This window comes from Mesobacillus maritimus, from assembly GCF_044803185.1.
GTDB lineage: Bacteria > Bacillota > Bacilli > Bacillales > Cytobacillaceae > Mesobacillus_B > Mesobacillus_B maritimus_B.
The window spans coordinates 3043288-3068877 of sequence record NZ_CP085225.1 but is presented as its reverse complement, the minus strand read 5'-3'; the positions used below and the strand labels follow the sequence as shown (position 1 = coordinate 3068877).

The following is a 25590-nucleotide window of genomic DNA, read 5'->3' as shown; positions in this document are numbered from 1 at the left end:
ATCTAAAAAGCACTGCGACTGTGATCGCAGTGCTTTACTATTTTACTTTCATACAGTATAACTAATCTTTTAACATTGGCTCTCTTTCTCTTGTATTCTTTTTCTCATTCAAATAATACCGAAGCCTGCGCATGCTAATGCCAAGATTCTTTGTTGCTTCTTTCCGGTCGCCAACCGTTTTTCTAAGCGCCTTTTGGATAAAGGCATGTGTGGCCTCCGTTTCAAAGGCTTTAATTTTATCAAGAAGCTCTGGGAGTGATGTGTCTTTATCCTGCTTCCACATCTCCAGAATATCTTGTTGCCAAATTCTTAAGTAATCATCAAACTCTATTTCCGGTTTTTCGCTTTCCACCTTATTGGCTAACGAAGGCGCGGTGAAAAACTTGGCTGGCAAGTAATGAGGAGTAATTCTTGTACTTTCCCCCTCTGCTAAGGCGACGGCACGATTAATGACATTTACTAATTCGCGGATATTTCCAGGCCACTCATATTGACATAAACAATCAATTGTTTCTGGCGCAAACGAAAGGTCCAGTTCTAGTTGGTTTAAATAATACTCAATAAAAGCGGGAATATCTTCAAGCCGCTCACGCAATGGCGGAATTCTTAGCTTTACTACATCCAAGCGATAAAGAAGATCTTCCCGAAAAGAACCATGTTCAACTGCCTCGTGGAGGTTGACATGGGATGCGGCAATGACTCTTGCTTGGCTGCGTTGCGTCGTTTCTCCGCCTACTTTGATAAACTCGCCTGTTTCAAGTACCCGCAAAAGCTTCACTTGGGTGGTGAGGGAGGCTTCGCCAATTTCATCTAAAAACAAGGTCCCTTTTCCCGCTAGCTCAAAATAGCCTTTGCGGTCCTTGGCGGCACCAGTGAACGCACCTTTCGCATGACCAAACAACTCGCTTTCTAGGAGACTTTCTGTAATGGCCCCACAATTGACAGGAACATAAGGGTAATCCGCACGTCGGCTCGCTTGATGAATAAAGTTGGCCAGCACATCTTTTCCTGTTCCAGTCTCTCCCTCGATTAAAACCGTGATATTTTTCTGAGCAAACTTGTAGGCGAGAGTAAATAGTTGATTCATTTCCTTGCTACTTCCGATAAAACAATCCATTTTTGAAGCGATTTCTCTGGCACAACTCAGCGATGGAACTGGCCCATTTTCAAGGAGTTCGTCTGCGAGCTTTTCAATGTCTTCTATATCATCAAAAGGCTTTTCAATAAAATCATTCGCACCTAACCTTATGGCTTCAACCGCTGTTTTAACGTTCGCATAGCCGGTCATGACTATCACCTTACACATAGGCTGAACTTTTTTTAGATGCTGGAGAATCTCAAGACCGTTACGATCAGGTAATCTGACGTCTAGGAAAGCAAGTTGAAATTCTTGCTCCGTAACACAACGTTCATAATCGGCTCCACTCATGCAAATGGTCACAATATGGTCTTTTTCACTTAAAAGGTAGCTGAGGAAATGGCCAATTTCTTGTTCATCATCGACGATTAAAATGTTTGCCATCGCTTACTCCTTTCTTTAAGTCTAGCGCAATGATAGGCTAGACAGATTAATAGAGGACGGTATGGGTAAAATTAGCTTAAAGCTACTACCACATTCTAGTTTACTTTCGGCTTTTAAAGTTCCGCCGTGGGCTTCCGCAATGCCAAGGCTTACAGATAACCCAAGTCCGGTTCCCTTTACTGCGTTTTTCGTTGTAAAAAAGGGATGGAAAATATCGGCAACAAGTGCTTCCTCCATGCCGGTTCCATTGTCAGTAACAGTTAAGACGACCGATTGAACGCCTTCGATTGTTTCCCTGCCCGTATGTATGTGAATTTTTTTATTAGACTTATCACTATCTTCTAAGGCATCTTTCGCATTTAATAGTAAATTTAAGATGATTTGCCCAATTTGTTGGTTGCTCCCTTCGATGAACGGGAGGGAATCATCCAGGTCGGTTTCAATGTCAATCATCATCTTTCTCAATTGATTGCCTACTAATCCCAACACCTGTTGTACTGCCTCATTCATGGAGCACTGTTCGAAAAGGACCTCTTCCTGTCGCGAAAACGTTAAGAGATTGCGAATGATCGTTTTGCTTCGTTTCCCGCATTCATAGATGTTTTCGAGCAGTTTGTGCTGGGGATCACTTAGATCGAGTTTTCGTAACAATAGCTGTGCATTTCCCATTACGGCCGTAAGCGGATTGTTTAGCTCATGTGCTACACCTGCAGCCATTTCGCCAATCGCCGCGAGTTTTCCAGATTGAATCAGCTGAGCTTCGATTTTTCTTTTGGCTGTTACATCTTTAATATAGATAATCCCTGCATAGAGGTGATCCGCATCATCAAAGACAGGGTAGGAATAACACTCGCAGACTTTATCACGAAGATTTATCTCCGCAGTTGAGGGTGCTTTTGTTATCATTGAAGTGCGGAAAGGGTTGTCCTCTTTTTGAAAAAGGAGCTCCTCGACCTGTCGTCCAGAAAGCTTACTGTTTTCAGGGAAATATTGGTAAGCTGCAAGATTGGCTTGAAGGATGTTTCCATCCACCCCGACGGTAAAAATGGCCTCTGATACCGCTTGAAACGTTTCTTCCCAATGCTTTTTCGTTTCAAGGACTTCGTTGTAAAGGCGGGCGTTCTCCATACAAACGGCCACTTGATCAGAAAGCTGCTGAAAAAAGGTGAGGTCAGAGGGAGTGTGCTCATCCATCGTTTTACTTCCAATCGCAAGGAGGCCGAATACTTTTCCTTTGTTGACTAATGGAAATAAGAACAAGCTTTTTAGCCCAATTTTTTTCAACGATTCATTTTCCCTCCACGTGTGTTCATCGGAAGTTCGATAAAAAAGCGGCTTACCAGAACGGACAACATGCCAGTATAACGAGTTTTTATCTGGAATCGGTCCTAACGGAATGAAATGTTCAGCGGGGGAGGGAAAGACATTTGTACGAACCAGATTTCTCCCCTCGACAACCGAAAGACTAATCTGATGAATCGAAAAAATGGTTTGCAGTTTTTCAAAAACATTTTTCAACATATCATCCATAGACATTTCGATGTTAAAACCTTTCATCACGTCATTGATGATTTCAAGTTGGGTATTTTTCTTTTGTAGCTCACTAACGGTCTTTTTTAACTCTGTATAATAATTTCGCTTTGAAGATTGAACACCTGTTAAAAACGTAATCATTTCTTCTCTGTTTCGCATCCGACATTCTCCCCCCTATAACGCTTTTCTCAGTAAAGCTTCGACATCAGCAGCACTAATGTCCCGGGGATTGGTTATCATACAAGCATCATTTAAGGCAAGTTCACTAATTGCCGCAATCATTTCTTCCTCAAACCCCATCTCAGATAGCCTTTGAGGGGCACCGATATCGAGAGACAGCTGTTTCACATTCTCAATGGCCTTTTTACCAGCTTCGGAAGGAGAGAGCCCTTCGATATTTTCACCGAGGAGTTTGGCGATTTCCTGAAACTTTCTAGGAGCTGCTAGGAGATTAAACTCCATCACATACGGGAGCAAGACGGCATTGACATCTCCATGTAGCATCGGATAACGCCCACCAATCGAGTGTGACATCGCATGAACAGCTCCTAAAATCGCATTTGAAAATGCTAAACCGGCCTGCAAACTAGCCATCGCCATGTTTTCCTTCGCCTCATTATTTAACTTAGAGGCAACGGAAGGACGCAAATTTTCCGCAACAAGCTTTATCGCATTTCTAGCATGAACGTCGGTCATCGGAGTTGCCGCGATGCTGACGTACGCTTCAATTGCATGTGTTAATACATCCAACCCCGTTGAGGCTGTTAGATGAGCACTTTTCGTTGATAGTGTCTCAGGGTCAATAATCGCAATATCGGGGACGAGCGATTTGGAGACAATCGTCATTTTCTTTTTCTTTTCACTATTAACAATAACCGAAAATTGTGAAACCTCGGAACCTGAACCAGCCGTTGTCCCTGCCATCACAAGGGGAGGGAGGGGAACTTCAATACGATCGACCCCTTCATAGTCAGAGATCTTCCCACCGTTTGTCGCGAGAATGGCGACGGCTTTGGCAACATCAATCACACTCCCACCACCAATGCCAATGATTGCGTCACATTCTTGTTCTTTGTAAAGATGAGCACCAGCTTCAGCCTCGTAGTCCTTTGGATTCGTGGTGAGATCAGAGAAACACGAATAACTCAATCCTGCTTCGCGGCAACTATCAATAACCTGATCTAACCATCCTGCTTCACTTACACCAGGATCTGAAACAATAAACACCTTTTTTGCGCCAAGCCGTAAACAGCTCTCACCAACCTGTTGAAGAGATTGCCGTCCAAAAATCACTTCGGGCATTACAAATTTATTAATCAATCTATTCACCAGCCTTATGATTTGCGTACTATTTAAATTCGGGTTTTTCAGAAGAGATTCCTGTGAGGAACTAAAAAAATATTCGGAGGATGAGATACTAAAATTTTATCTTTATATAAATTTTAAAACAATACTACCTTATAAAAACGAAAACACATACTAGTAAAATTTCGGCTGATACTAAAAGTAAGACTAGACTGATTTACCCTACACCGATTCAAAACTACCTTCAACATAAAAGAAACTATTTTTGAATAAATACGTATATACAGTAGTGGGCTTTTTCGCGGTCCTTCTAAGGAGACTGAAATCATACTCTGTGCTATTTTTATGAGTTTTCACGTTGAAGGTCATTTTTTTCAGGGTGACTGCCGTTTTATGTCTAAAGAAGGAAGTATTTGACGGTATCAAAATGGTTCCTTTTTGGGAATGGTCGTGGTAAACTCTACTTTATGAGCTTGAAATTCCGTTCTTTTGGGTGAAAAGAGAGAAATAAGTCATCTGTTTGCGTTTATTGAACAAATATGAAACAGATTTTAAGATTACGAAGAAAGTAGGGTAAAAATGAAAGAAACCTATAATCAAGAACATCCTTTACTCCAGAAATTTATTGTGTTTTTCATCCTTGCTGTTGTCTTGTTGTGGCTGAAAACTTATTTCGTACAGGTTACACAGTTCAACTTAGGGATAGAAAATACAATGCAAAAGTTTTTATTATTTTTGAATCCATTAGGTTCATCCCTATTATTTTTAGGAGTTGCTTTATTGTTTAAGGGGAGGAAAAAGTATATCTCGCTTATTGTGGCATATTTTCTTCTTTCTTTTCTCGTATTTGCCAATGTATTATACTATCGCTTTTTTAACGATTTTATCACGCTTCCTACATTGACACAGACTCAAAACTTTGGCGATGTAAGTGGCAGTATCGCTTCATTATTAAAGCCATATGACTTTTTGTTCTTCTTTGATGTGTTCGTGTTGATCAGTCTCCTAGTCTTTAAAATCGTTCGGATTGAGGCTGGGAATTTTGCTAAAAGAAGGGCTATTGCTTTATTTTGTCTTGGTTTAGGAATCTCAACTATGAATCTTGCTTTAGCAGAAGCAGACAGGCCTGAACTATTGACAAGAGGCTTTGACCGAAACTACATTGTCAAATATTTGGGGATGTACAATTATACCATCTATGATGCGGTTCAAAGTACGAAAGCTTCTGCGCAAAGGGTCCTTGCAAACAGTGATGACATTACGGAGGTTATTAACTATACGAGCTCCAATTCTGCTGAGCCAAATCCAGATTATTTTGGTGTCGGGGAAGGGATGAACGTCATTTACGTTCATATGGAATCTATTCAAAACTTCCTGATTGATTATGAATTACATGGGGAAGAAGTAACACCGTTTTTGAATTCATTGACAAAGGAAGAAAACACCTTGTATTTTGATAATTTCTTCCACCAAACAGCACAAGGTAAGACCGCAGATGCTGAGTTTATGGTAGGGAATTCGTTATATGGTCTGCCGCAAGGTGCAGCATTTACTACAAAGGGCCTAAATACCTATCATAGTGCACCGACCATCTTAAAGCCACTTGGGTACACATCGGCTGTCTTACATGGAAACACAGGAAGTTTTTGGAACCGTGATGAAATCTATAAATCCTTTGGATACGATCATTTCTTTGATTCTAGCTATTATGAAATGGATGCTGATAATCTTGCGGATTATGGATTGCATGACAAACCGTTTTTCCAGCAATCCATGCCTATGTTGGAATCATTAGAACAGCCGTTTTATGCAAACTTTATAACAGTTACCCACCATTATCCATTTACCATCAACCAAGAAGAGGCAACTCTTGACCGGCATACGACGGGGAATAATACTGTGGATAATTATTTTCAAACAGCTAGATATGCAGATGAAGCATTAGAAGAATTTTTTGCATACTTGAATGAATCAGGGTTATATGAGAATACGATTATCATTATGTATGGAGATCATTACGGTATTTCAACAAATCACAATAAAGCAATGGCCGAGGTGATCGACAAAGAAGTAACGCCTTTTGAAAGTGCTGGTTTACAGCGGACTCCATTGTTTATACGTGTACCGGGCATGGAAGGCGGAGTGAACCACGAATATGCTGGGCAAATCGACTTGCTTCCAACCCTTCTTCACCTGCTTGGCATCGAATCTAAAGAGTATGTTCATTTTGGAACAGACATATTATCTGAAGACCATGATAGTCTAATTCCATTTCGTAACGGAGACTTCGTCAGCCCGAAGTATACGTTAGCAGGAGGGAAATACTATGATTCACAGACAGGGATGCTTCTTGAAGAAGAGCAACTAGAAGAGGCGAGGCGATACCAGGAAATTGCGAAACAAAAACTAGATTACTCTGATAAAGTTGTAAATGGGGACTTACTCCGCTTTTATACTCCGGATTCTTTTGTTCCCGTTGATCGATCTCAATATAACTATCAGCACTCTAACATTGTTGAGACAGAAAAAGAGTACCCACGTGTTAATAAAGTACTTGAAAAGTAGATCGGTAAATGGGGAGTATTAGATTAATACAAGAAGTTTCAAGGCGAATTCACACAAGAATTCGCCTTTCTTGTACGAAGACAAACCCAAATGTGCTAAAAATTACAGGAAGGTTGTTATTGCATCGAAAAAAGGCTAGTGATGCGTTTTTATCGCAACACTAGCCTTTTTCATCATTATGTAACACCGTGCACCTACTATCGATAGAAACAACCAAGCGTTACTTGTGAACTTTAGCTCGAACTAGGCTACCCTACGGCACATAGAAAATTCTACTTATGGCTGCTTCCTTCCGGATCTGACCAATTTCATAGGTTTCCATTGCGTAGGACCCAATTGTCAACACCACTTTTCACAAGGCAGACCTTACATGTCGCTACCTCAAGTAGGAATTCAACCCCGCTATGGCGGATTGCGGGTAACAGGGCACCGCCAACTCCCCGTCTAGCACGGTATGTATCTACTAGACAAATGTTCTATGTGAATTTGTAAAAATAAACCTGAAACAAATGAATCGGCTCATGAAATGGCTGTAAGCCAGGTTTTGTTCCTGCGTGCTCCATGCGATGCCACTCTCGCACAACAGGTGTAATCATATGACTATCGGTCATGTTGACCGATCCATCCATTTGGTTCAATTCCCTCAGGATGGTGCCCCTACCAAAGTTTGGGTTGCTCGCTCGTGGGGTTTACCCGTTCCATTTCTTCCGTTTCCAGAAGAACTCGTCACTGTGGCACTTTCAGGTTACTCTCAGCATATCCAAAGGACTTAGCATGATTTCTCCGCCGTCAACAGACAAGAAGTCTGCTGCCCACCTTTGCAGATGGCACGAACACTCCGGGCATCTCAGCACCGGGCGAGCCTGGACTTTCCTCAACTCATGTGAACATGAGCCGCGATTACTCACCATTTCATGTTTTGGTTGTTCATTTGCTACGTGTATTAATATACCATGAGCATCAGAAAGAAGCATTAGGAGGACAAACCCATAGATGGGATATATAGGAATCGCAGTCACTTAGCTATTATCTGGAGATTTAAGGGACTGGTTCTTTGAACAGGATTTTAGAAATTCAGTTAGGGAAGGATTATAATGATGAAAGGTAGTCTAAGCCTAAAAATCTTAATTTTATATAGAAGAAACTCGTCAGTAAATGAAACAAAAACCATTTGAACGCTATTTAAATTGGGGAAGGGAAGTAAAAGAGATGAGATTAAGTGTGCTCGATCAAGCACCCATTACAAAAGGAAATACAGCAGAGGGTGCATTAAAAAATGCTGAAGAACTAGCCATACTAGCGGACGAACTAGGTTACTATCGTATGTGGATGGCTGAGCATCATGGAACGGAAGCTTTTGCTAGCTCTGCACCTGAAATAACAGCGTCGCATTTGGCTGCGAAAACGGAGAAGCTTCGCATCGGTACGGGTGGAGTCATGATGATGCATTATTCACCATTGAAATTAGCGGAGGTGTTTAAAACCTTAAGTGCATTTTCACCCGGAAGAATTGATTTTGGTGTTGGCCGGGCTCCAGGAGGCGATAATCATTCCATTTATGCTTTATCTGAGGGACGCCAACCGATGATTCATAATATGTATGAAAAATTTGAGACTGCCTTAAAGTTGATCAATGATGAGGTTCCTGAGGATAGCTTATATAATAAAACAACTGCCACACCAGCACGTATTGTTTTACCAGAAGCATGGCTGTTGGGTTCTAGTGGCAACAGTGCTGTCCGCGCCGGCCAGATGGGTGTCGGCTATTCATTTGCTCAGTTTTTTAATGGAGAAATGAGCGCTGAAATTCTAGATGCATACAGGTTTAATTTTCAGGCTTCTGCTTTTATGGAAAAACCTGAAATTACGGTCACCTATATGGTCACCACAGCGGAAACCAAGGAAGAAGCTGAATTCGAAGCCGGACCACAAGATATCGCAAGATTACACTTAATGAAGGGGCGGATTGGTCAAGCACTCACACCCGAAGAGGCGCAGAATTATCCATTAACGGAAATGGACAGAATGACCATTAAAGAAAACCGCAAGCTACATTTAGTTGGAGACGTAAAAGAAATTGCTCAAATATTAAAAGAAGAGCAAGAACAATATGGGTTTGATGAGGCGATGATCTGCAGCATTCCTCATTCCCAGGAAAAACGCTTAAATGTATACCGTTTGTTGGCTCGAGAGCTGTTTTAATATGTAGTCCTATAGCTAGAATAAAAACTTTACCCCCAGTGCTTTTTTCACTGGGGGTTCCATCTGAGGGAAGCGATATTCCTTCCCACCTATCTATGTAAAATCAAATCAACCAGCGATAAACGCCAATAGATTTGATAGATGCACTAATTTTTAAATACATGTTGTCCAATGACAACAACTGTTTCTCTCGAATCTAGCCAACGATTCGTAGCAATGGTAGGATTGTAGAAGAATAAAGCGTCCTGGGCGATATCTCCATTGTCGGTTAATGCGGTAAAGACAGCTTCGATGGACTCCTCATCCGCAGGCTTATGGATCTCCCCATTTACAACAGGTTGAAATTGTCCAGGTGCATAAATGACTTCTTTCACAGTGTTCGGAAATCTACTGCTTTCCACTCTGTTTAAGACAACATCAGCGACTGCTACTTTTCCTTCAAACGGTTCTGTTTGCGCTTCTGCTCGAACAATTCTTGCTAGTAAATCTATCTCAGCATCTGAAAGGCCGACTTCAACTTTTTCAGATTGGTTGTTTTCCATTCTTTGTTTGGTCAATTTTTCAGGATCGGCATTGTCCGCAGGGACTGCGGTAGTGCTAACGGATTTAGTAGCGGTTACTGGTTGTACATCTGTATGAACAGTTTCACCGACAACAATATAATCAAGGTTTTTAATTTGTGGATTAGCTCCTGCCAGTTCTTTTAAACTTAATCCGTGGTCTCGGGCAATCTTACTCATGGTATCGCCAGATTTAACCGTGTAACCGAGAGCAGGTGAAGCGAATGCGAATGATGCTAGTACTATGAATACAGTCATTAGTTTTTTCAAAATTCTAGTCCTCCTAGTTGATTTAAATTTGCTTTGTTAAGCTTGTATCTAAATCTATTACTATGAGGGGTTAAAATAGAATAGTATTACAGTTTGTTTACATAGTGTTACATAGAGATGAGAGAGTAGTATTTCTCATTGGTATTATTATTCAAATTTACTTATGCGATGTAGGTTGAAACCTTGATTTAATAAGGAGGTTGCGCTTCTTTACAGTTTTGTTAAAAACAAAAAGGTTGCACAAGGTATAATCCTTATCATAGGATAATTGTTGTTTGAATCCGTTTCCAACCGCTACAAAAACCCCTTACTATATTAGAAATATCTTCCAACTCTATTGTGAATGAATCCCCATGTTTACTCTGATAAACTCTTCCTAAACTATCGATTTCTTCTATAGAATTGACCGCTGAAGATTTAATCAGCTAAATTATGTAGATTGATCTGTTTATTTTGTAGATAGAAGCTGAAATCGTGTAGATAAACTTGCTTAATTTGTAAATAGAACTGCTTAGTTTGTAGATAGAAACTCAAGCTATTTAGATAGAAGCTAAATTTTGTATAGTAAGCATAGCGAATATTGAGAGTTCAGTAAGAATTTTAAGTAAAATGAACTCAGGGCAAACAAAAAAACAGTCATAAGGCTGTTTTTTGTTGGTTTCAATTAAGTTTTATAAAGAATTTGACACAATTAAATCAAAAACCAAAATGGGAAGAATAACCAAGCATCATCCACAAACACAACCATGAGAATCCCAATGAAAACACCTAAACTTACGAAAGTCATGCTATGCTTTTTCGTTTTTATCCAGCCTAACGTATATCCAATTGCCAAAGTTAAGGGGATGAACGTAAATCCAACCGTCAATTGACCGATTGAAAAACCAGCTATAAAACTGAAAAGGTATATTCCGAGCGCAGAAACAAAGTAAAATTGGTATGTCCCTTTAATTGCGAAAAAAACTGACACAATGGCAATAACTAATGCAGAGAATGCAATGAATGAAAAGAAATGAACATCACCACCTTTCATAAAGCGCTTTACTTTTCCCCATTAATCAGGACTTTTTCTTGCCCCTCAAGATACTCCTCAGAAGTTGTAATAAACTCTCTGACCGCAAAGGAAAGATATTTATTCTTCTTCCAAATCATCCCTAACTCCAAATTGACCACTGATTCATAGAAAGGGAGAACAGCAACTTCGGAACTATTAATAGCATCGCAAATCTTACTAGGCAACAATGCAACGCCAAGTTTTCCTTCAACCATTCCTAATAAGAAATCCTTCTGGGAACTTTCACATACGATGTTAGGCTGAAAATCATTCCTCGAGCATTCCTCAATAATTAGGTCATAGAGAGAAAAGTCTTTTCGATATAAAATGAAGGGCTCGTTCGCAAGGTCAGAAAAATGGACCTTTTTTTGGGAAGCTAAAGGGTGGTCCTTATGGACGATTAACCTTAAAGGATCTTTTAGCACTTTAATGATTTCAAAATTACTGTTCTGAGTGGGAAAAGTACAGATCAAGCCTATATCTAAGGACCCATCATCCACCCCTTGTTTAATCTTTTTTGTGCCTACTTCTGTTAAGGTAATTTTTACGAGTGGATACTTCTCTTTAAAAAGGCTGATCATTTTGGAAAAGAAAGCAGCCCCAACAATAGGGGGAATACCAATTCTGATTTCACCACTTTTAAGTTCCATGATATCTGTTAATTCCCATGTCAGGCTGTTGAAGGCCTCTAACACCTTTCTTGCATTGATTAGAACGGCTTTCCCCGCATCTGTTAATTCTAACTGTTTAGATGAACGGTAAAATAAAGGCACCCCTAATTGATCTTCTAAATTTTTCACGGCTTTACTGATTGAAGGCTGTGTGACATGTAGTGTTTGTGATGCTTTCGTAAAACTTAAATGCTCAGCCACCTCTGAAAAGTATTCTAAATGACGTATATCCAAACCAATTTCCCTCCAATTAAAATGAACAAATGTTACGCGAACTTTCTATTATAGGTTTTTTATTCATAATATTCTTTCATTTTATCATATCGTTTCTATCCTATGTAATACAGGCTTCAGACTCTTTTTTGCTTTCTTATCACAATTGCTTATGTAAGTAGATAAGTTTCCCTTATAACCAAAAGGAATAAAGGATATAGATTATATGTATTTTCTTTATGTCCTTCCTTCATTATATAATGAAATCAAATTAAATGAGGGATTGTTGAAATAAAATACTGAAAATTCAGTACGCTTTATTTTGAGCCAAATGGAAAAGGAGCTGTTAAGAATGAGTGATTTGCAAAAAGAGTCTCTATTGTTACATGAAAAACACAAAGGGAAATTATCGGTTGAGGTAAAAATGCCATTAAATAGCATGAAGGATTTAAGTTTAGCCTATTCGCCAGGGGTCGCAGAACCTTGTTCGCAAATTCATCAACATCCTGAAAAAGTCTATGATTATACGATTAAAGGAAACTTACTCGCGATTGTTACGGATGGGACCTCTGTATTGGGGTTAGGAGATATTGGTCCAGAGGCTTCTATGCCGGTAATGGAAGGAAAGGCAGCGCTCTTTAAAGCATTTGCGGGAATTGATGCGGTTCCGATTTGCCTTGACACGAAGGATCCTGATGAAATTATTAAAACCGTAAAGCTGCTTCAACCAACGTTTGGCGGCATTAATTTAGAGGATATTGCGGCACCAAATTGTTTTTACATTGAAGAAGTTTTGAAAAAGGAAATGAATATCCCTGTCTTTCATGACGATCAACATGGAACGGCAATCGTGACCGCAGCGGGTCTAGTCAATGCCTTGAAGCTTGTGGATAAAAAGATGAATGAAATTAAAGTCGTTATCAATGGCGCTGGTGCTGCCGGAGTCGCAATTATTAAGCTTTTGCTGAACATGGGTGTAACCAATATCATTATGTGTGATACAAAGGGCGCGATTTTTGAAGGCCGACAAGAAGGGATGAATTCAATTAAAGAATCTGTTTCTAAAATGACGAACAAAGAAAAGCTTCAAGGAAAGCTTTCAGATGTGATAGTCGGGGCAGATGTCTTTATCGGTGTTTCCGCTGCAGGAGTGTTAACTGGAGAAATGGTTCAATCGATGAACTCAGATTCTATCATCTTTGCGATGGCGAATCCAATTCCGGAAATCATGCCAGAAGAAGCGAAAGCAGCCGGTGCAAGGATTATCGGAACAGGTCGCTCTGATTTGCCGAACCAAGTGAATAATGTTCTTGCGTTCCCAGGAATATTTAGAGGGGCCCTTGATGTTTCAGCTACTGATATCAATGATGAAATGAAAGCAGCCGCTGTCCAAGCGATTGCTAGTTTGATTGACAGTGAGGAGCTGTCAGCTGATTATGTCATTCCAGGTCCATTGGACAGTAGAGTGGTTCCTACAGTAAGAGAGGCTGTCGCTAGAGCTGCCCAAGAAACAGGTGTAGCGCGTAAACCTATTTTTACCACTGACTTGGTTGATACCCCAAAATAAATACAAATAAAAGCTGTAAAATACATCGAATAAGGGAATGTACCAGTGACGAAGCATACCTTTCATCATTCAATTGGACTTTGGCTTCTTTAAATTATTTCTTTAAAAGGAGAATGATAAGGATGAAAAAATATGAAGTAATTGAATCGGAAGAAATGCTTCGCTGTGAAATCATTGAAAACTATTATGTGGTCTATGAAAAGACAGAAAGTATGGAATATAGGGTGGAGCATGATACTTTTTTTGAAAAGGGTTGTTCCATTGAAAAGACTGTAACCATTTATAAAGGGAGTTCTCAATCAACGCTACAAAAAGTCCATTCCTACACTGTCGATTTTGTGGACCAAAGCGGGATTCGTGATGTTATTTTACAGGATTATCCTGAATTATTTAAAGGAATGAACCAAACCAAAAAGGCGGTTTAAATTTAAAAAAATCTAGCGTCTTTCTTGAGAGTTTTCACTAGGAATCCAACTAAGGATAACTGGTTCTCTTTAATGGTGTAAAACAACAAATTTCACGATAAATTAGGGTGCTAAATCTAATTGAATAACTAGCGAAAGAAAAATAAGCGGAGATTTTTCCGTTAATTGCAGAATGGAGCTCGTTTCGGGGCATATAAGGGGAGATTTTCCCGTTATTCAAATAAAAATCATCCATTTTCATGTTTTTCGAGTCAATAGCGGGAATTTCTCCACTTATTTAAGCTAATTTCACTGCTATTTGCTAATTAAGAGAAATTTTTCCCTCTATATATAAAGTGTCAAAAATAGCAAGAAGGATTAACGATAAAAGCAGGGCAATTCCAATATGGTTGCCCTGCTTTTTGCTTTTTTCTCCTCAAAAGAGTACCCGTTAATCTATGAAGGGGTCCTTTCTTTATCTCCATGATAAAAAAATTCAGGCTAATTATAGAAAAAGAATGCTTCGCTTAGGGTTTAGTTGGTCTTTTTTCTTCTATTTAACTGATATATACTTAGTTGACGTTGTTAAATATTTAGAAAATTGTTATTATTTAATTAAATCGCAATACAAACAATACCATGAAATGCTCAAAATCAAGGAATACATACAATCAAAACCTATCATCTGATAGGAGTGGCGATATTATAAGATGAAAAATATTTTGATAATGTTTGCTGGAAATGGCCAGGGAAAATCGCTTCTGCTTAATGAACGAGGTAAGGGATGCTATAAGGGAGGATCCCCATTAAAAATGTAGGTTAAGAGGGGAGGACATTCTTGTGAAAAAAGAAGTGCTGAACTTTATGGAAACAGAAGATGGCTATTCTGTACCGCTATACGAGGCCATAAATTCCATGAATGATGTAGTACTAATTTTTGACAAAGATTCTCGCGTTATCTATGCAAATGATGCCTACACGAAAATATTTGATATGCCCAAAAGCAAAATTCTCGGAAAACGGATAAGTGATTTTGAACCACACTCACCTGGGTTAAAGGTCCTTGAGACAGGAAAATCAAAAATCAATGTTTATAACTTTGTTGAATCAGGCAATCGAGATGTAGTTGGAGATATAACACCTATTCTCCAAAATGGAGAGCTTATTGGGGCTATCTGTGTGATGCGCTCAATTGATACCTTGTTTAAATTGAATATTGAACTCCAACAAATCGATCGCATGCCCTACTGGAAACGAACGTTATTGAGTGAACAATTAGAGCCAGTGTTTAAGAAATTGCTAGGTGCGAATGAACAATTCAATAAATGCTTGCATTTGGCCTCGCATGTGGCTAAAACCGAAGCTAGTGTGTTGTTATTAGGAAAAACGGGGGTAGGGAAAGATGTCTTTGCTCGTGCCATTCACGAAGCAAGTCAATATAAAGACGGACCATTTGTACCTATCAATATGGCAGCTATTCCGGAAACGTTAATGGAAAGCGAATTATTTGGATATGACGAGGGAGCCTTTAGCGGGGCAAGCAAAAAAGGAAAAGTTGGAAAGTTTGAACAAGCCAATAACGGTACTCTATTTCTTGATGAAATTGGAGAAATGAGTTTAAATACCCAAGCAAAATTATTGCGTGCCCTACAAGATCATTCGATCCAAAAAGTAGGAGCGAATAAGCCAATCAGAATAAATGTGAGAATCATTGCGGCTACAAATCGTGACCTAGAAGAAATGGTGCGCAATGGGAAGTTCCGAGCGGATCTTTACTACCGGTTGAATATTATAGCCATTAGTATTCCAAAGTTAATCGAGAGAAAAGAAGATATTAAAGTATTATCCTATGCCTTTTTAGAAAGGTTAAATAAGAAATATAATAAGTCTGTTGTCTTTGCGAAAGAAGTACTAGACGCATTTGAAGCCTATGATTGGCCGGGTAATGTACGAGAACTTCAAAGTGTGATCGAGCAAATGGTGATTTTGGCTAATTCACCAGTGTTAGGAATCGAGTTAATTCCTAATCATTTTATTAAAAGAGGAGCTCAAAAAAATATAATGAAGAATTCAGATGAATTTGTCCCAGAGGAAACCAATCTCCATACCATCATTGGACAAGTAGAGAGTCAAACGATTAAATACGTTCTTCGCATAGCAAAGACAAAATCAGAAGCGATTAAAATGTTAGGCATTAGCCGAAGATCCTTTTATCAAAAACTGAAATTATATAATCTTGAAAATGCGTTGGATGAATAAACAAGATATTTATCGCTATGTTATGAATATAAAAGACCAAAATCGAAAAGGAGGATGTTTTAAAATCTGTCCGCTAATAATAATGAGATAAGTAAATTGCTAGCAACCAAGCATTGCTTCCTGATATAGGGGACAATGCTTTTTTGTGTTGATGGATCGCTAAAGGTGGCTTCAAGCATGTTGTACCTAATTTGTCTTGTATACTTAATATACAAATGTGTGTACTTTGTATACAATGAATCGCTTTTAATCACTGTTGAGTAATTCTACGAAGAACAGTTTTATTCTAGATTCCTATTTATATCCAACCCTTAAGAAAACTCCACCTTAACCTCTATAACCCCTGCAATTTAATGATTTCCTAACCCTTTTATCGTTCCTTGCGCCTCTTTTTCCCTTTTCTAAATCTCTTTAGGAGACCTCATTTAACCTACTTTTTAAGTTGGCATGGAAGTTGCATTATAACTAGTAAGTTTAAAAATATTCAATAAAAAGGGGGATCGTAATTACTACTATTATAAGAATTGAATTTTGGTAAAAGAGAAAAATCATTAAAAAGGAGGTTCACGTATGGAGTATACTGTATGGGCTGTAATTTCCATGATCATTTATATGACCATCCTCAGTCTTATTGGTTGGTTTGCAACAAGAAGCACGAAGACGGTTGGGGATTACCTTGTTGCCGGAAAGGGAATGGGGATCTGGTTTTTAACTTTTGGTTTAATGGCCTCAATCTTGAGCGGCGGCTCTGTTATGGGGTATTCCGGTACTGGTTTTGGGGTTGGATATGCTGGATTTGTTATGTTGGTTTCTCTAGCATTTCCGGGTTTGGTAATCAGTTATTGGATCCTAGCTAAACCGATGCGAATTGTTGCTGAAAAACATGAGGTATTTACCCTTCCAGACTTTTTAGCCCTTCGCTATAACAATAACAGAGTCGTAAGAGGACTTTCTGCACTAGCGATTCTACTAGGTTGCTTGGCTTATATGATTTCTCAGTTTGCTGCCATGGGCTGGGTTTTATCCTCCATTCTTAACATCAGTTATTCAGCTGCCATTTTAATCGCAGTTGTAATTATGGGTTTTTATACAGTTGGCGGAGGGATGAAAGCCTCTATGTGGACCAACTTTTTCCAGATGATTATTTTGATCATTATTGGAATCTTACTTAACGCAATGATTCTCCCACAAGTAGGCGGACTAAGTGGGTTACACTCTACTTTAGCGCAAACAGCTCCATCGTATCTAGAGCCTTGGAATGCTGAAGCTGGGTTTCCAATGGGAATGATTTTACAATACGGATTGATTGTAGGGTTGCTTGCCTATGCAGGGGTACCACATGTTTCTACTAAATTTCTAACCGTCAAAAATATTAAAATATTGAAGTGGGCACCACTTATTTCGGTTATTTTGTACTTTTTAGGGTGTCTTTCACAATGGCCTGGTATGGCAGGGAAAGTACTCGTCGACCAAGGTTCGTTATCTGCACCACAAGCCGCTGACCAAATCCTGCCGCATTTAATTATAAATTTTATGGATAGCCCAATCTTTGCAGGAATCTTCCTTGTTGCTGTAGCCGCAGCCGTTATGTCAACCTGTGAATCGTTTTTAATCCTAAGTTCCGCTGCCGTTGTTAGAGACTTTACAAAAAATACACTTGGAAAACAAATGGATGATAAGACAGAATTAAAATGGATTCGTATCGGCTCTATCGTGTTTTTACTCATTGGCTATTTGTTATCATTAAACCCGCCTAGCTTTATCTTACTTGTAGTAAGTGTAGCGTGGGGAGCATTTGCAGCAATGTTCGGTCCAGCCTTATATCTTGGTATCAGATGGAAACGAGCAACTCCTCAAGGTGCGATAGCAGGGTTAATTACAGGGATAATAATTGGCGGAGTCATCGGGGTCTTAAATTTGACAGCGTTTTCATCCAACCCGATTTTATCAGGCTTTAATATTGCTGCAGTCGGTACGGTAATCGGTACAATCGTGCTCGTAACTGTATCACTTTTAACAAAACCAGTTGAAAGTCCGATCTTCTCTCATTTTAAAAGAAATAAAATCAATCATCCTACAGAGGTAAACGATAACCTACAAGGATAGAAAGGAGTGTTTATGGAATCAATTCTCGTAACAGGTGGGTATGGGTTTCTTGGTGCCCACTTAGTTAAAAGTCTAGTCAATGATGGACATAAGGTAGTTGTACTAGACTTATTTAAACCGCAAGAGGGCTCGGATCTTGATTGGCTGTTAAAAGAAGTACAAGACAAAATTCATTACATGAAAGGGAATATCACAGATTTAGCTTCCGTTATTGAGGCAGTTAAAATTCATCAGGTAACGAAGATTGTTCACGCTGCTGTGGCCAATGATTTAGAGATTCTTAAAAATAACCCGTTAACATCGATGAAAATTAATGTTGAAGGGACAGTCAATGTCCTGGAAGCAGCGCGTTTATTTGGGGTAGAAAAGGTCATTCTAGTAAGCTCAATTTCCGTCTATACACCAGTAAAATATGAACCTATCGACGAGGACCATCCAGTGCATTCTCCCTACGAAGGTCCGACTCTGCTGTCTTACTCTAGTTCAAAATTATCAGCGGAGGCATTTGGACTGCATTACTGGTCTACCTATGGAATGGATGTGGTGTCATTACGGCTTTCAGGCGTATATGGATTTGGAATGAAATACCCAATGTTTGTTAAACCTTTAGTCGAAAATGCAGTGAACAATAAGGATGTTCATTTTGATTCAGGTGAACACTCCAAACGAGATTATACCTATATAAAAGATGTCGTGACAGGAATTAAAAAGGCACTTTCAATTCCTTCGAGTCAAAAGATTTTTAACATCGCCACTGGGGCAAAGCTAGTCAGCCCAAGTGAGATTGCAACCATCATAAAGGAGATAAAACCTTCGATGATGGTTACATTTGGGAATGAGCGGAACGAAATTGAAGAAAGGTCAGCTAGTACTCGGGGTGTACTTTCAGTAGAAGCAGCTAAAAAACAACTGGGCTTTAACCCTCAATACTCAATCAATCAAGGAGTAATGGACTATTTCGAACAGTACAGGGAATACGCAACACAGAAAAAACAAAAATCGGTAGTAGAGTGAAACAATTTCTGATTGAAAGTTTAAAATTACAGTTTAAAGGAGAGGATTACATGTTTGGTCTTTCGCCATTAACGTTTTTTATGGTATTCGGAACCCCTATTATCGGAATTATTCTATCTTTAATTTACGCCTTAACGTTCAAAACAGACGATGAAGAATGGGGTGTAATTGATAACCTATTTAAAAAGTAGCAGGATTAGTAGTTTGTAAGAGGGGATGTGAACAAAAAATTTGACTAATAGGTGGTTTAATCCAGAAGAATTACAGCAAATGAGTTTGCCGACCATGGATAAAGTGGTTGAGTTAATTGAAGCGAAGGATTATATGCAGGCATTGAGCTTATGCAGGGACGTGAAAAAGGAGTGGAGCTTTCTTCATAGATTAATGGCTGAGTCCTTTGTTGCGTTAATTGACTTTGTTGAAAAAGAATTTGAAGATATTAGTCCGAAAATATTAGTCTATGTTTACGAAAGAGTTTGGAAACATGCATTTAAGGAAATCAACGACGATGGTCGTAGAGAAGCAGCTAAATTCATTTTGAAGTCCTGGCTGGAACTAAACGTGCATCCAAGCAATCTTCTCCACCACGATACCTTTACACTCGAATTAGTAAAAGAACTAACCCAACCGAAATTAGATAGAGTAGTATTAGATTCCATCACGATTAAACCAGATATAGAGGTAATTAAAAATTGTATCAAGTCAAAGCACGAATGGGGCTTATTGCACGATTTATTAGTCGAATCAATTGCGGCTTGCCTTACGTTTATCGGGGACTCTGTTGGAGAGGAAAATGTAGGGTTTGCGTTAAAGAAAATGACAGAAAAAGTATGGAAAGTCCCGATGCAAAAGATGGAGACATTGGATCGAAAACAAATTGCCATGGCATTAGCTGCGACGTGGAGAGCACATAGTACGGGTGGTGTAGGCAATGAGCCCGGGAAATTTACCATCATTGAAGATGATGAAAAAATAACGTATGAATTGGAACCATGTGGGAGTGGACAACGATTATGGCGTCAGGGTATCGAAAATCCGGACAAAAAATATGGATTTACCGAAAAAGAACATTTTTGGTCGTTTAACCGTAGTGACTTTCCTTATTATTGTTCCCATTGTACGTATATGAATGAAATTATGCCGATTGAATGGACGGGGGAACCGATTTATCCCTTAGATCCACCTACATCTCCAGACCATCCTTGTAAATGGTATTTTTATAAAAATAAGGACGATGTACCAGAAAGATTTTACGAGCGCTATGGTTACCAAAAAGGAAGAGTCGAAATACCTAATTCACAAGGAAGCAAACAATAGCAACAAAGGATTTTTTTCACCAAAATCCATAAATTTAAGGATTTTTTTAAGGTTTTGGGTAGAATGGTGACAATTTTCACCGAAATGGTGATAAAATTCACCACTCCAATTAAAAGAAACAGAGAAAGCTTGATGTATCAATGGTTCGATAGTTGGCATGATAATTGCTAGTATGAAGATAAGGAGAAAGTCTAACGTGCTTTTAGGTAGGACATTGATAGAAACGGTTACAATATAGCGCTGCTCGTAAGTTAAATTCTTTGACATCAGATTTTAAGATTCAAGCTAATCAATAATTATTTCGAATAGAAATCTTAACAAATAAAACGGTGAATGTTTTTAAACTAGCACTTTATTTATTTACGAAATAATTTATCAGAATATTTATAATAGTCGTTCGATATTAACCTGGAGGAATAAAACATGGGCAAAAGTGAAGTAAGCGAAGTTTTATGGGAAACGATCAAAACCGAATATGTTGGAAAAACCTTAATCATAACCTTGAATCGTCCAAATTCTCTTAACGCAGTAAATAAGCAATTAACCTATGAAGTGGATCAATGCTTATTAGCGGCGGAGGAGAATGAAGAGGTATGGGCGATTATCATTACAGGATCAGGTCGTGCCTTTTCTGCAGGAGCAGATTTGAAGGAATTATCACAAGCGAATGGGAAGGCCTATCCAAAACCAGCAGGCGGCTTTGCTGGGATTGTTGAAGCGAATCTATCAAAACCAATCATCGCAGCTGTTAATGGGTTAGCTTTTGGCGGCGGAGCTGAAATCGCGCTTGCTAGTGATGTGGTCATTGCTTCAGAAACAGCTAGATTTGGCTTTCCTGAAGTAAAACGAGGCATCATTGCTGCAGCAGGGGGAGTATTGAGGTTGCCGAGGCAAATTCCACAAAAAGTAGCTATGATGATGGTTCTAACTGGAGAGGATGTCTCAGCCGCCGAAATGGAACGATGGGGCATGGTGAATCAAATCGTCCCACCTGAGGAACTTCTTTCAACGGCACTGGAACTTGCAGATAAAATCACCTCAAACGCGCCATTGGCTGTCCAGGCAAGTAAACGCTTAGTCTTGGAAGGAATGGACTTACCTTTACACCACTCGAATCAAGCATGGGAGTTAAATGCACAGGTGATTAATCAAGTATTACAAACAGAAGACGCGAAAGAAGGTCCAAAGGCTTTTGCTGAAAAAAGAGCACCGGTTTGGAAGGGAAGATAAGTTAGACAAACGAGGATAAAAGGATCAGCGGGAATGTAGGGTATTGGTTCTATTACTTTATCAAAAAACGAATGAAAGAATGATCACATAGGTGTAAAGGTACCAGGGAAGGGGGCCAACAAATCGTGTCAGAAGATTGGAAGAAAGTTTGGGAACAAATGATTGGGGCTGTAGGTCAAGATTTTAGTAATGGAGAAGAAAAACCAGGGGCAGATGTGGTTGAAAAAGGAGCGATTCGGAAATTTCTTGAACCATTAGAGTTCGATTGTCCGCTTCATTATGATCGAGAGATTGCGATTCAACACGGTTACTCAGATATCATTGCTCCCTATAGTAGTATCAATACTTGGAGCATCCCAGTGCTTTGGGAGCCAGGAGATAAAATTTTTGATTCTGCAGAAAAAAATGCTCAACCAACGAAAAGTCCAGTAACCGCTTTGAAGACAGATTTAGCACCAGAAACAACTGGTTTTATTGTAACAGATGTGGAAATGGATTATATCAAACCCGTTATGATAGGAGATCACGTTAGGAAGGTTGGCAATGTTCTCTTATCCTGTGAGCCAAAAGAAACAAAGATTGGAAGAGGAGCTTTCATGGTCTGGGAATCGAAATTTCTTAACCAGCACAATGAGATCTTAGCGGTCACAAGGTTGCAAACCTATAATTACGAACCACATCCACATTAAGAAATATAGAATATCGATAAAAATAGTAAGCTAAAAAAGGAGATTATGAATGAATACATTAGAGCAATTATACTGGGAGGATGTAACTGAAGGAGAGGAAGTACCTGCGATCGAATTTCCGCTTAGCGTATATCGACTAGTGGTGGAAGCAGGTGCGAATCGAGACTTTAATTCCATTCACCATAATTCCGATTATGCACAGATGACTGGAGCTCCTGATATGTATGCAAATAATATCTTTCTCCAAGGGATGTGGGAGAGGACCGTACGGAATTTTATCGGTTTGTCAGGTACATTTAAGAGTTTGAAAGGGTTCAGAATCAAAACCTTTAGTGTCGCTGGAGATACCGTTACGACGAAAGGATTTGTAAAGAGAAAATGGAAGGAAGGAACTGATTTTCTTGTTGAACTCGAAGTTTGGTCTGAAAATTCAAAAGGGGTTGCTGTAGGTCCTGGTTCTGTGATTGTTACTCTTCCTAGTAAAACGGAATAAATCTTCAGTAAATAGAGCTAACCTTTATCTTGAAAATAATAGAAGGCTATTTTCGTAGGGATGGTTGTAAAAATCCTGAAACTGAGAAAAGAGCCTAAAGAAAGAAGGTCCGATTTATGCAGGAGCAATTAATAAATCTGAAAGCATTGGTCGACGATCTAAACCAGCTTTTAAGGTTAAAAACAACCCCAATTGGAATGAAGCTTTATACAGATGTGAAGGAAATGGAAAAAATTCAGAAGCTTTGTCGACCAGGTAGTATTCATACCACAGATCAAATTGTGGCACAGGCGGCGCGACTCGGCTGGACAGTCGGCATTACGTACGATGATCTAGTTGGTCCTCAGTGTGGGGCCGTCATTGGCTTGTATCCACAAGATGAGGAATGGAAAAGCGGAGAAGCGATGTCAGGTGTTTGGTTTGAAACCATTGAGGATTCTAAAGCTCATCAAGAGGCGATGGATGTCGTTCCTTACGGGAAATATACCGCCATGGCTGTTTCACCACTCGCTTCTGCTAGGATCGAAGACCCCGATATTTGTTTAGTTTATGCAACACCTGGTCAGATGATCTTACTCATCAATGGTTTACAATGGTCGAATTATAAAAAGTTCTCCTGGGGTGTTGTCGGCGAGTCCTCATGTGCAGATTCTTGGGGAAGGGCGTTAAAGACTGGGGAGCCGAGTCTTTCGATACCATGTTTTGCGGAACGTCGTTACGGTGGCGTCCTGGATGATGAACTGCTGATAGCTTTGTCACCACGCGATTTGCAACAGGCAGTAGAAGGAATGAAAAAGCTAGCACGAAACGGGCTCCGTTATCCAATTCCACAGTATGGAATCCAACAAGATGCTCGCGCAGGTCTAGCAGTCAGTTACTCTGAAAAGAAATAGAGGATGTAATTAATATATTTAGGAAAAAGCATCTGCTTGAGGATAAAATCCGCAATGATTTTTCGGAATATTATAAAAACATTTTAAGGTTATGTGCTAAGGAGGTTCTCATGAATTTTGGAATGGTCTTAACCAGACAAACGGAAAGGCATCCTGACAAAATCGCGATAAAATTTGAGGGGAAGTCTTTCTCGTATCAACAACTAAATAATCGTGTAAATCAGTTCGCTCACGCTTTACTAAGTGTTGGTATTCAAAAGGGGGACCGTGTTGCTGTATTGCTTCATAATTCGAATGAATATTTAGAGGCATTTTGGGCCACTAGCAAAATTGGAGCCGTACTTGTCCCAATCAACTGGAGGCTTGGGCCAAAAGAAGTGCAATATATCGTAAATGATTCCGAAGCAAAACTTTTACTATATGGAAGTAGTTTCAGTGAAACCATCTCAAAAATTGCTCATGAAACAAAAAGTCTAGAAGAACATGTAATCGTGAATGGCTCTGATGATCTAGGCATTCATTATGAAGCGTTTATTCAGGGCAAATCAATGGGGGAACCGGATCCAAACGGAGCGGATTTAGAAGACCTTTTCATCTTGATGTATACATCGGGGACAACGGGTTTTCCAAAGGGATCGATGCTGACGCAAAATAATATTTTATGGACATCGATTAACCAAATCATGGATTTTGAAGTGAACAAGGACGACAAAACCTTGGTTGTTGCCCCCATGTTCCATGTAGGGGGTCTCCTGATTTTCTCTTTACCTGTTATACACGCTGGAGCTTCGATGGTGATTTTAAGAAGCTTTGATGTGGAAAACGTGTTGAGGACTTTTGATGAGGAGAAAATTACGACCTTTTTTGGAGCACCCACGATGTTTCATGATATTTGTCAACAGAATGAAATCATTTCAAAATACGATTTTACTAGTTTGCGCTTGATGTTATCTGGTGGAGCGCCGCTGCCATTACCGATATTAAGAAAAATGATCGAGTTTTTCCCGAATGCTGGATTTACAGAGGGTTATGGGGTAAGTGAAACAGCTTCATGCACAAGTTTCTTATCATCTTCTGACATTTTTCGGAAAAGTGGCTCAGTCGGCAAACCGTTTACCCATAATGAAATGCGCGTGATTAATGATAAAGGCGAAGATGTGAGTCCTCATGAAATTGGCGAGATTATCCTAAGGGGCCCTACCACGATGAAGGGATATTGGAACAAACCAGAGGCAACGGAGAGCAGTTTTATCGGAGATTGGTTTAAAACGGGAGATCTGGCTCGAATGGATGAGGAAGGCTATTTTTATATCGTTGATCGTAAGAAGGACATGATAATTTCGGGTGCTGAAAATATTTATCCGAAGGAAATTGAGATTGTTCTCTATGAACATCCAAGTATCTTAGAAGCCTCGGTCATTGGTGTTCCAGATGAAAAATGGGGAGAATCCGTCATGGCTGTTGTGGTGTTAAAGCCAGGTGAAAAAGTCACAGAAGATAATCTCATTCATTATTGCAAGGAAAATCTTGCAAGCTATAAAAAGCCGAAATATATCAAATTTGTTCAGGAATTACCGAAAAATCCATCAGGAAAAATTCTCAAGCATGTTCTTAGAAAACAATGTTCCCAAGTAATCAAAAGGAACACGACGGAAAAATCTCCAGAAAAACAATCATAACTAGCGGATTGATAGTGTATTCGAACTTCTGACCACTAGATTAA

Annotated in this window: 20 protein-coding genes and 2 other RNA genes; 14 read left to right on the top strand and 8 right to left on the bottom strand. The window is 39.4% G+C overall.

The annotated features are described in order from the left end of the window. Window positions 1-61 precede the first annotated feature (61 nt). Genes LG336_RS14750 through LG336_RS14740 form a run of 3 tightly spaced genes read right to left on the bottom strand, consistent with a single transcriptional unit; the run spans window position 62 to window position 4357 of the window. Window positions 62-1522: a sigma-54-dependent transcriptional regulator gene (locus LG336_RS14750; protein WP_404328264.1), complete on the bottom strand. Its 1461-nt coding sequence runs from the start codon at window positions 1520-1522 to the stop codon at window positions 62-64. A gap of 21 nt (window positions 1523-1543) precedes the next feature. Next, window positions 1544-3214, bottom strand: a complete 1671-nt coding sequence (locus tag LG336_RS14745; RefSeq protein ID WP_404328263.1) for an ATP-binding protein — start codon at window positions 3212-3214, stop codon at window positions 1544-1546. A 15-nt stretch (window positions 3215-3229) separates the two neighbouring features. After that, window positions 3230-4357, bottom strand: a complete 1128-nt coding sequence (locus LG336_RS14740; protein WP_404333172.1) for an iron-containing alcohol dehydrogenase — start codon at window positions 4355-4357, stop codon at window positions 3230-3232. A gap of 582 nt (window positions 4358-4939) precedes the next feature. Here LG336_RS14740 and LG336_RS14735 point away from each other — a divergent pair. Then, complete coding sequence (locus LG336_RS14735; RefSeq protein WP_404328262.1) at window positions 4940-6925, top strand: LTA synthase family protein; 1986 nt, start codon at window positions 4940-4942, stop codon at window positions 6923-6925. A gap of 186 nt (window positions 6926-7111) precedes the next feature. Here LG336_RS14735 and ffs read toward each other — a convergent pair. Together ffs and rnpB are read right to left on the bottom strand one after the other, a co-directional pair. Continuing rightward, window positions 7112-7378: signal recognition particle sRNA large type (gene ffs / locus LG336_RS14730), an RNA gene on the bottom strand. Between the two features lie 75 nt (window positions 7379-7453). Continuing rightward, window positions 7454-7837, bottom strand: an RNA gene (gene rnpB / locus LG336_RS14725) — RNase P RNA component class B. Between the two features lie 297 nt (window positions 7838-8134). On the opposite strand from rnpB, the gene LG336_RS14720 reads away from it, so the two are divergent. Then, the gene (locus tag LG336_RS14720; RefSeq protein ID WP_404333171.1) at window positions 8135-9127 is read left to right on the top strand and encodes an LLM class flavin-dependent oxidoreductase; all 993 of its coding nucleotides are present in this window, start codon (window positions 8135-8137) and stop codon (window positions 9125-9127) included. Between the two features lie 146 nt (window positions 9128-9273). Here LG336_RS14720 and LG336_RS14715 read toward each other — a convergent pair whose 3' ends face one another. The 3 genes from LG336_RS14715 to LG336_RS14705 all read right to left on the bottom strand — a co-directional run bounded on the left by LG336_RS14715 (window position 9274) and on the right by LG336_RS14705 (window position 11916). Further along, window positions 9274-9957 (bottom strand): cell wall hydrolase, encoded by a 684-nt coding sequence (locus tag LG336_RS14715; RefSeq protein ID WP_404328261.1) that lies wholly within the window; start codon window positions 9955-9957, stop codon window positions 9274-9276. 691 nt (window positions 9958-10648) lie between these two features. Then, window positions 10649-10990, bottom strand: coding sequence for a hypothetical protein (locus LG336_RS14710; RefSeq protein WP_404328260.1), 342 nt, complete (start codon window positions 10988-10990; stop codon window positions 10649-10651). 8 nt (window positions 10991-10998) lie between these two features. Next, window positions 10999-11916: a LysR family transcriptional regulator gene (locus tag LG336_RS14705; RefSeq protein WP_404328259.1), complete on the bottom strand. Its 918-nt coding sequence runs from the start codon at window positions 11914-11916 to the stop codon at window positions 10999-11001. Between the two features lie 331 nt (window positions 11917-12247). On the opposite strand from LG336_RS14705, the gene LG336_RS14700 reads away from it, so the two are divergent. The 12 genes from LG336_RS14700 to LG336_RS14645 all read left to right on the top strand — a co-directional run bounded on the left by LG336_RS14700 (window position 12248) and on the right by LG336_RS14645 (window position 25546). Next, the gene (locus LG336_RS14700; protein WP_404328258.1) at window positions 12248-13462 is read left to right on the top strand and encodes an NADP-dependent malic enzyme; all 1215 of its coding nucleotides are present in this window, start codon (window positions 12248-12250) and stop codon (window positions 13460-13462) included. Between the two features lie 122 nt (window positions 13463-13584). Next, window positions 13585-13887 carry a hypothetical protein gene (locus LG336_RS14695; RefSeq protein ID WP_404328257.1) on the top strand — a complete coding sequence of 101 codons (303 nt, stop codon included), beginning with the start codon at window positions 13585-13587 and terminating at the stop codon, window positions 13885-13887. 819 nt (window positions 13888-14706) lie between these two features. Next, complete coding sequence (locus LG336_RS14690) at window positions 14707-16125, top strand: sigma-54 interaction domain-containing protein (protein WP_404328256.1); 1419 nt, start codon at window positions 14707-14709, stop codon at window positions 16123-16125. A gap of 570 nt (window positions 16126-16695) precedes the next feature. After that, a complete protein-coding gene (locus LG336_RS14685; protein WP_404328255.1) occupies window positions 16696-18231 on the top strand; it encodes a sodium/solute symporter in 1536 nt (511 codons plus the stop codon). 12 nt (window positions 18232-18243) lie between these two features. After that, the gene (locus LG336_RS14680) at window positions 18244-19245 is read left to right on the top strand and encodes an NAD-dependent epimerase/dehydratase family protein (RefSeq protein WP_404328254.1); all 1002 of its coding nucleotides are present in this window, start codon (window positions 18244-18246) and stop codon (window positions 19243-19245) included. 50 nt (window positions 19246-19295) lie between these two features. Continuing rightward, complete coding sequence (locus LG336_RS14675) at window positions 19296-19436, top strand: hypothetical protein (protein ID WP_404328253.1); 141 nt, start codon at window positions 19296-19298, stop codon at window positions 19434-19436. A 40-nt stretch (window positions 19437-19476) separates the two neighbouring features. Continuing rightward, the gene (locus LG336_RS14670; RefSeq protein WP_404328252.1) at window positions 19477-20562 is read left to right on the top strand and encodes a hypothetical protein; all 1086 of its coding nucleotides are present in this window, start codon (window positions 19477-19479) and stop codon (window positions 20560-20562) included. Between the two features lie 423 nt (window positions 20563-20985). Beyond that, window positions 20986-21792 carry an enoyl-CoA hydratase/isomerase family protein gene (locus LG336_RS14665; RefSeq protein ID WP_404328251.1) on the top strand — a complete coding sequence of 269 codons (807 nt, stop codon included), beginning with the start codon at window positions 20986-20988 and terminating at the stop codon, window positions 21790-21792. Between the two features lie 125 nt (window positions 21793-21917). Beyond that, complete coding sequence (locus LG336_RS14660) at window positions 21918-22481, top strand: MaoC family dehydratase N-terminal domain-containing protein (protein ID WP_404328250.1); 564 nt, start codon at window positions 21918-21920, stop codon at window positions 22479-22481. Window positions 22482-22530: 49 nt separating this feature from the next. Beyond that, window positions 22531-22974, top strand: a complete 444-nt coding sequence (locus tag LG336_RS14655; RefSeq protein WP_404328249.1) for a hypothetical protein — start codon at window positions 22531-22533, stop codon at window positions 22972-22974. A 116-nt stretch (window positions 22975-23090) separates the two neighbouring features. Next, entirely contained in the window at window positions 23091-23867 is a 777-nt protein-coding gene (locus LG336_RS14650) for a DUF169 domain-containing protein (RefSeq protein ID WP_404328248.1), read from the top strand. A 110-nt stretch (window positions 23868-23977) separates the two neighbouring features. Then, on the top strand, window positions 23978-25546 hold the full coding sequence (locus LG336_RS14645) for a long-chain fatty acid--CoA ligase (protein ID WP_404328247.1): 1569 nt from the start codon (window positions 23978-23980) through the stop codon (window positions 25544-25546). The last annotated feature ends 44 nt before the right edge of the window (window positions 25547-25590 follow it).

Bases quoted from the DNA above. Each gene is read 5' to 3' on its own strand.
- LG336_RS14650 (WP_404328248.1), top strand. From the start codon at position 23,091: ATGCAGGAGCAATTAATAAATCTGAAAGCATTGGTCGACGATCTAAAC.
- LG336_RS14695 (WP_404328257.1), top strand. From the start codon at position 13,585: ATGAAAAAATATGAAGTAATTGAATCGGAAGAAATGCTTCGCTGTGAA.
- LG336_RS14655 (WP_404328249.1), top strand. From the start codon at position 22,531: ATGAATACATTAGAGCAATTATACTGGGAGGATGTAACTGAAGGAGAG.
- LG336_RS14745 (WP_404328263.1), bottom strand. From the start codon at position 3,214: ATGCGAAACAGAGAAGAAATGATTACGTTTTTAACAGGTGTTCAATCT.
- LG336_RS14710 (WP_404328260.1), bottom strand. From the start codon at position 10,990: ATGAAAGGTGGTGATGTTCATTTCTTTTCATTCATTGCATTCTCTGCA.
- LG336_RS14700 (WP_404328258.1), top strand. From the start codon at position 12,248: ATGAGTGATTTGCAAAAAGAGTCTCTATTGTTACATGAAAAACACAAA.
- LG336_RS14645 (WP_404328247.1), top strand. From the start codon at position 23,978: ATGAATTTTGGAATGGTCTTAACCAGACAAACGGAAAGGCATCCTGAC.
- LG336_RS14680 (WP_404328254.1), top strand. From the start codon at position 18,244: ATGGAATCAATTCTCGTAACAGGTGGGTATGGGTTTCTTGGTGCCCAC.
- LG336_RS14665 (WP_404328251.1), top strand. From the start codon at position 20,986: ATGGGCAAAAGTGAAGTAAGCGAAGTTTTATGGGAAACGATCAAAACC.
- LG336_RS14685 (WP_404328255.1), top strand. From the start codon at position 16,696: ATGGAGTATACTGTATGGGCTGTAATTTCCATGATCATTTATATGACC.
- LG336_RS14720 (WP_404333171.1), top strand. From the start codon at position 8,135: ATGAGATTAAGTGTGCTCGATCAAGCACCCATTACAAAAGGAAATACA.
- LG336_RS14740 (WP_404333172.1), bottom strand. From the start codon at position 4,357: ATGCCCGAAGTGATTTTTGGACGGCAATCTCTTCAACAGGTTGGTGAG.
- LG336_RS14750 (WP_404328264.1), bottom strand. From the start codon at position 1,522: ATGGCAAACATTTTAATCGTCGATGATGAACAAGAAATTGGCCATTTC.
- LG336_RS14735 (WP_404328262.1), top strand. From the start codon at position 4,940: ATGAAAGAAACCTATAATCAAGAACATCCTTTACTCCAGAAATTTATT.
- LG336_RS14675 (WP_404328253.1), top strand. From the start codon at position 19,296: ATGTTTGGTCTTTCGCCATTAACGTTTTTTATGGTATTCGGAACCCCT.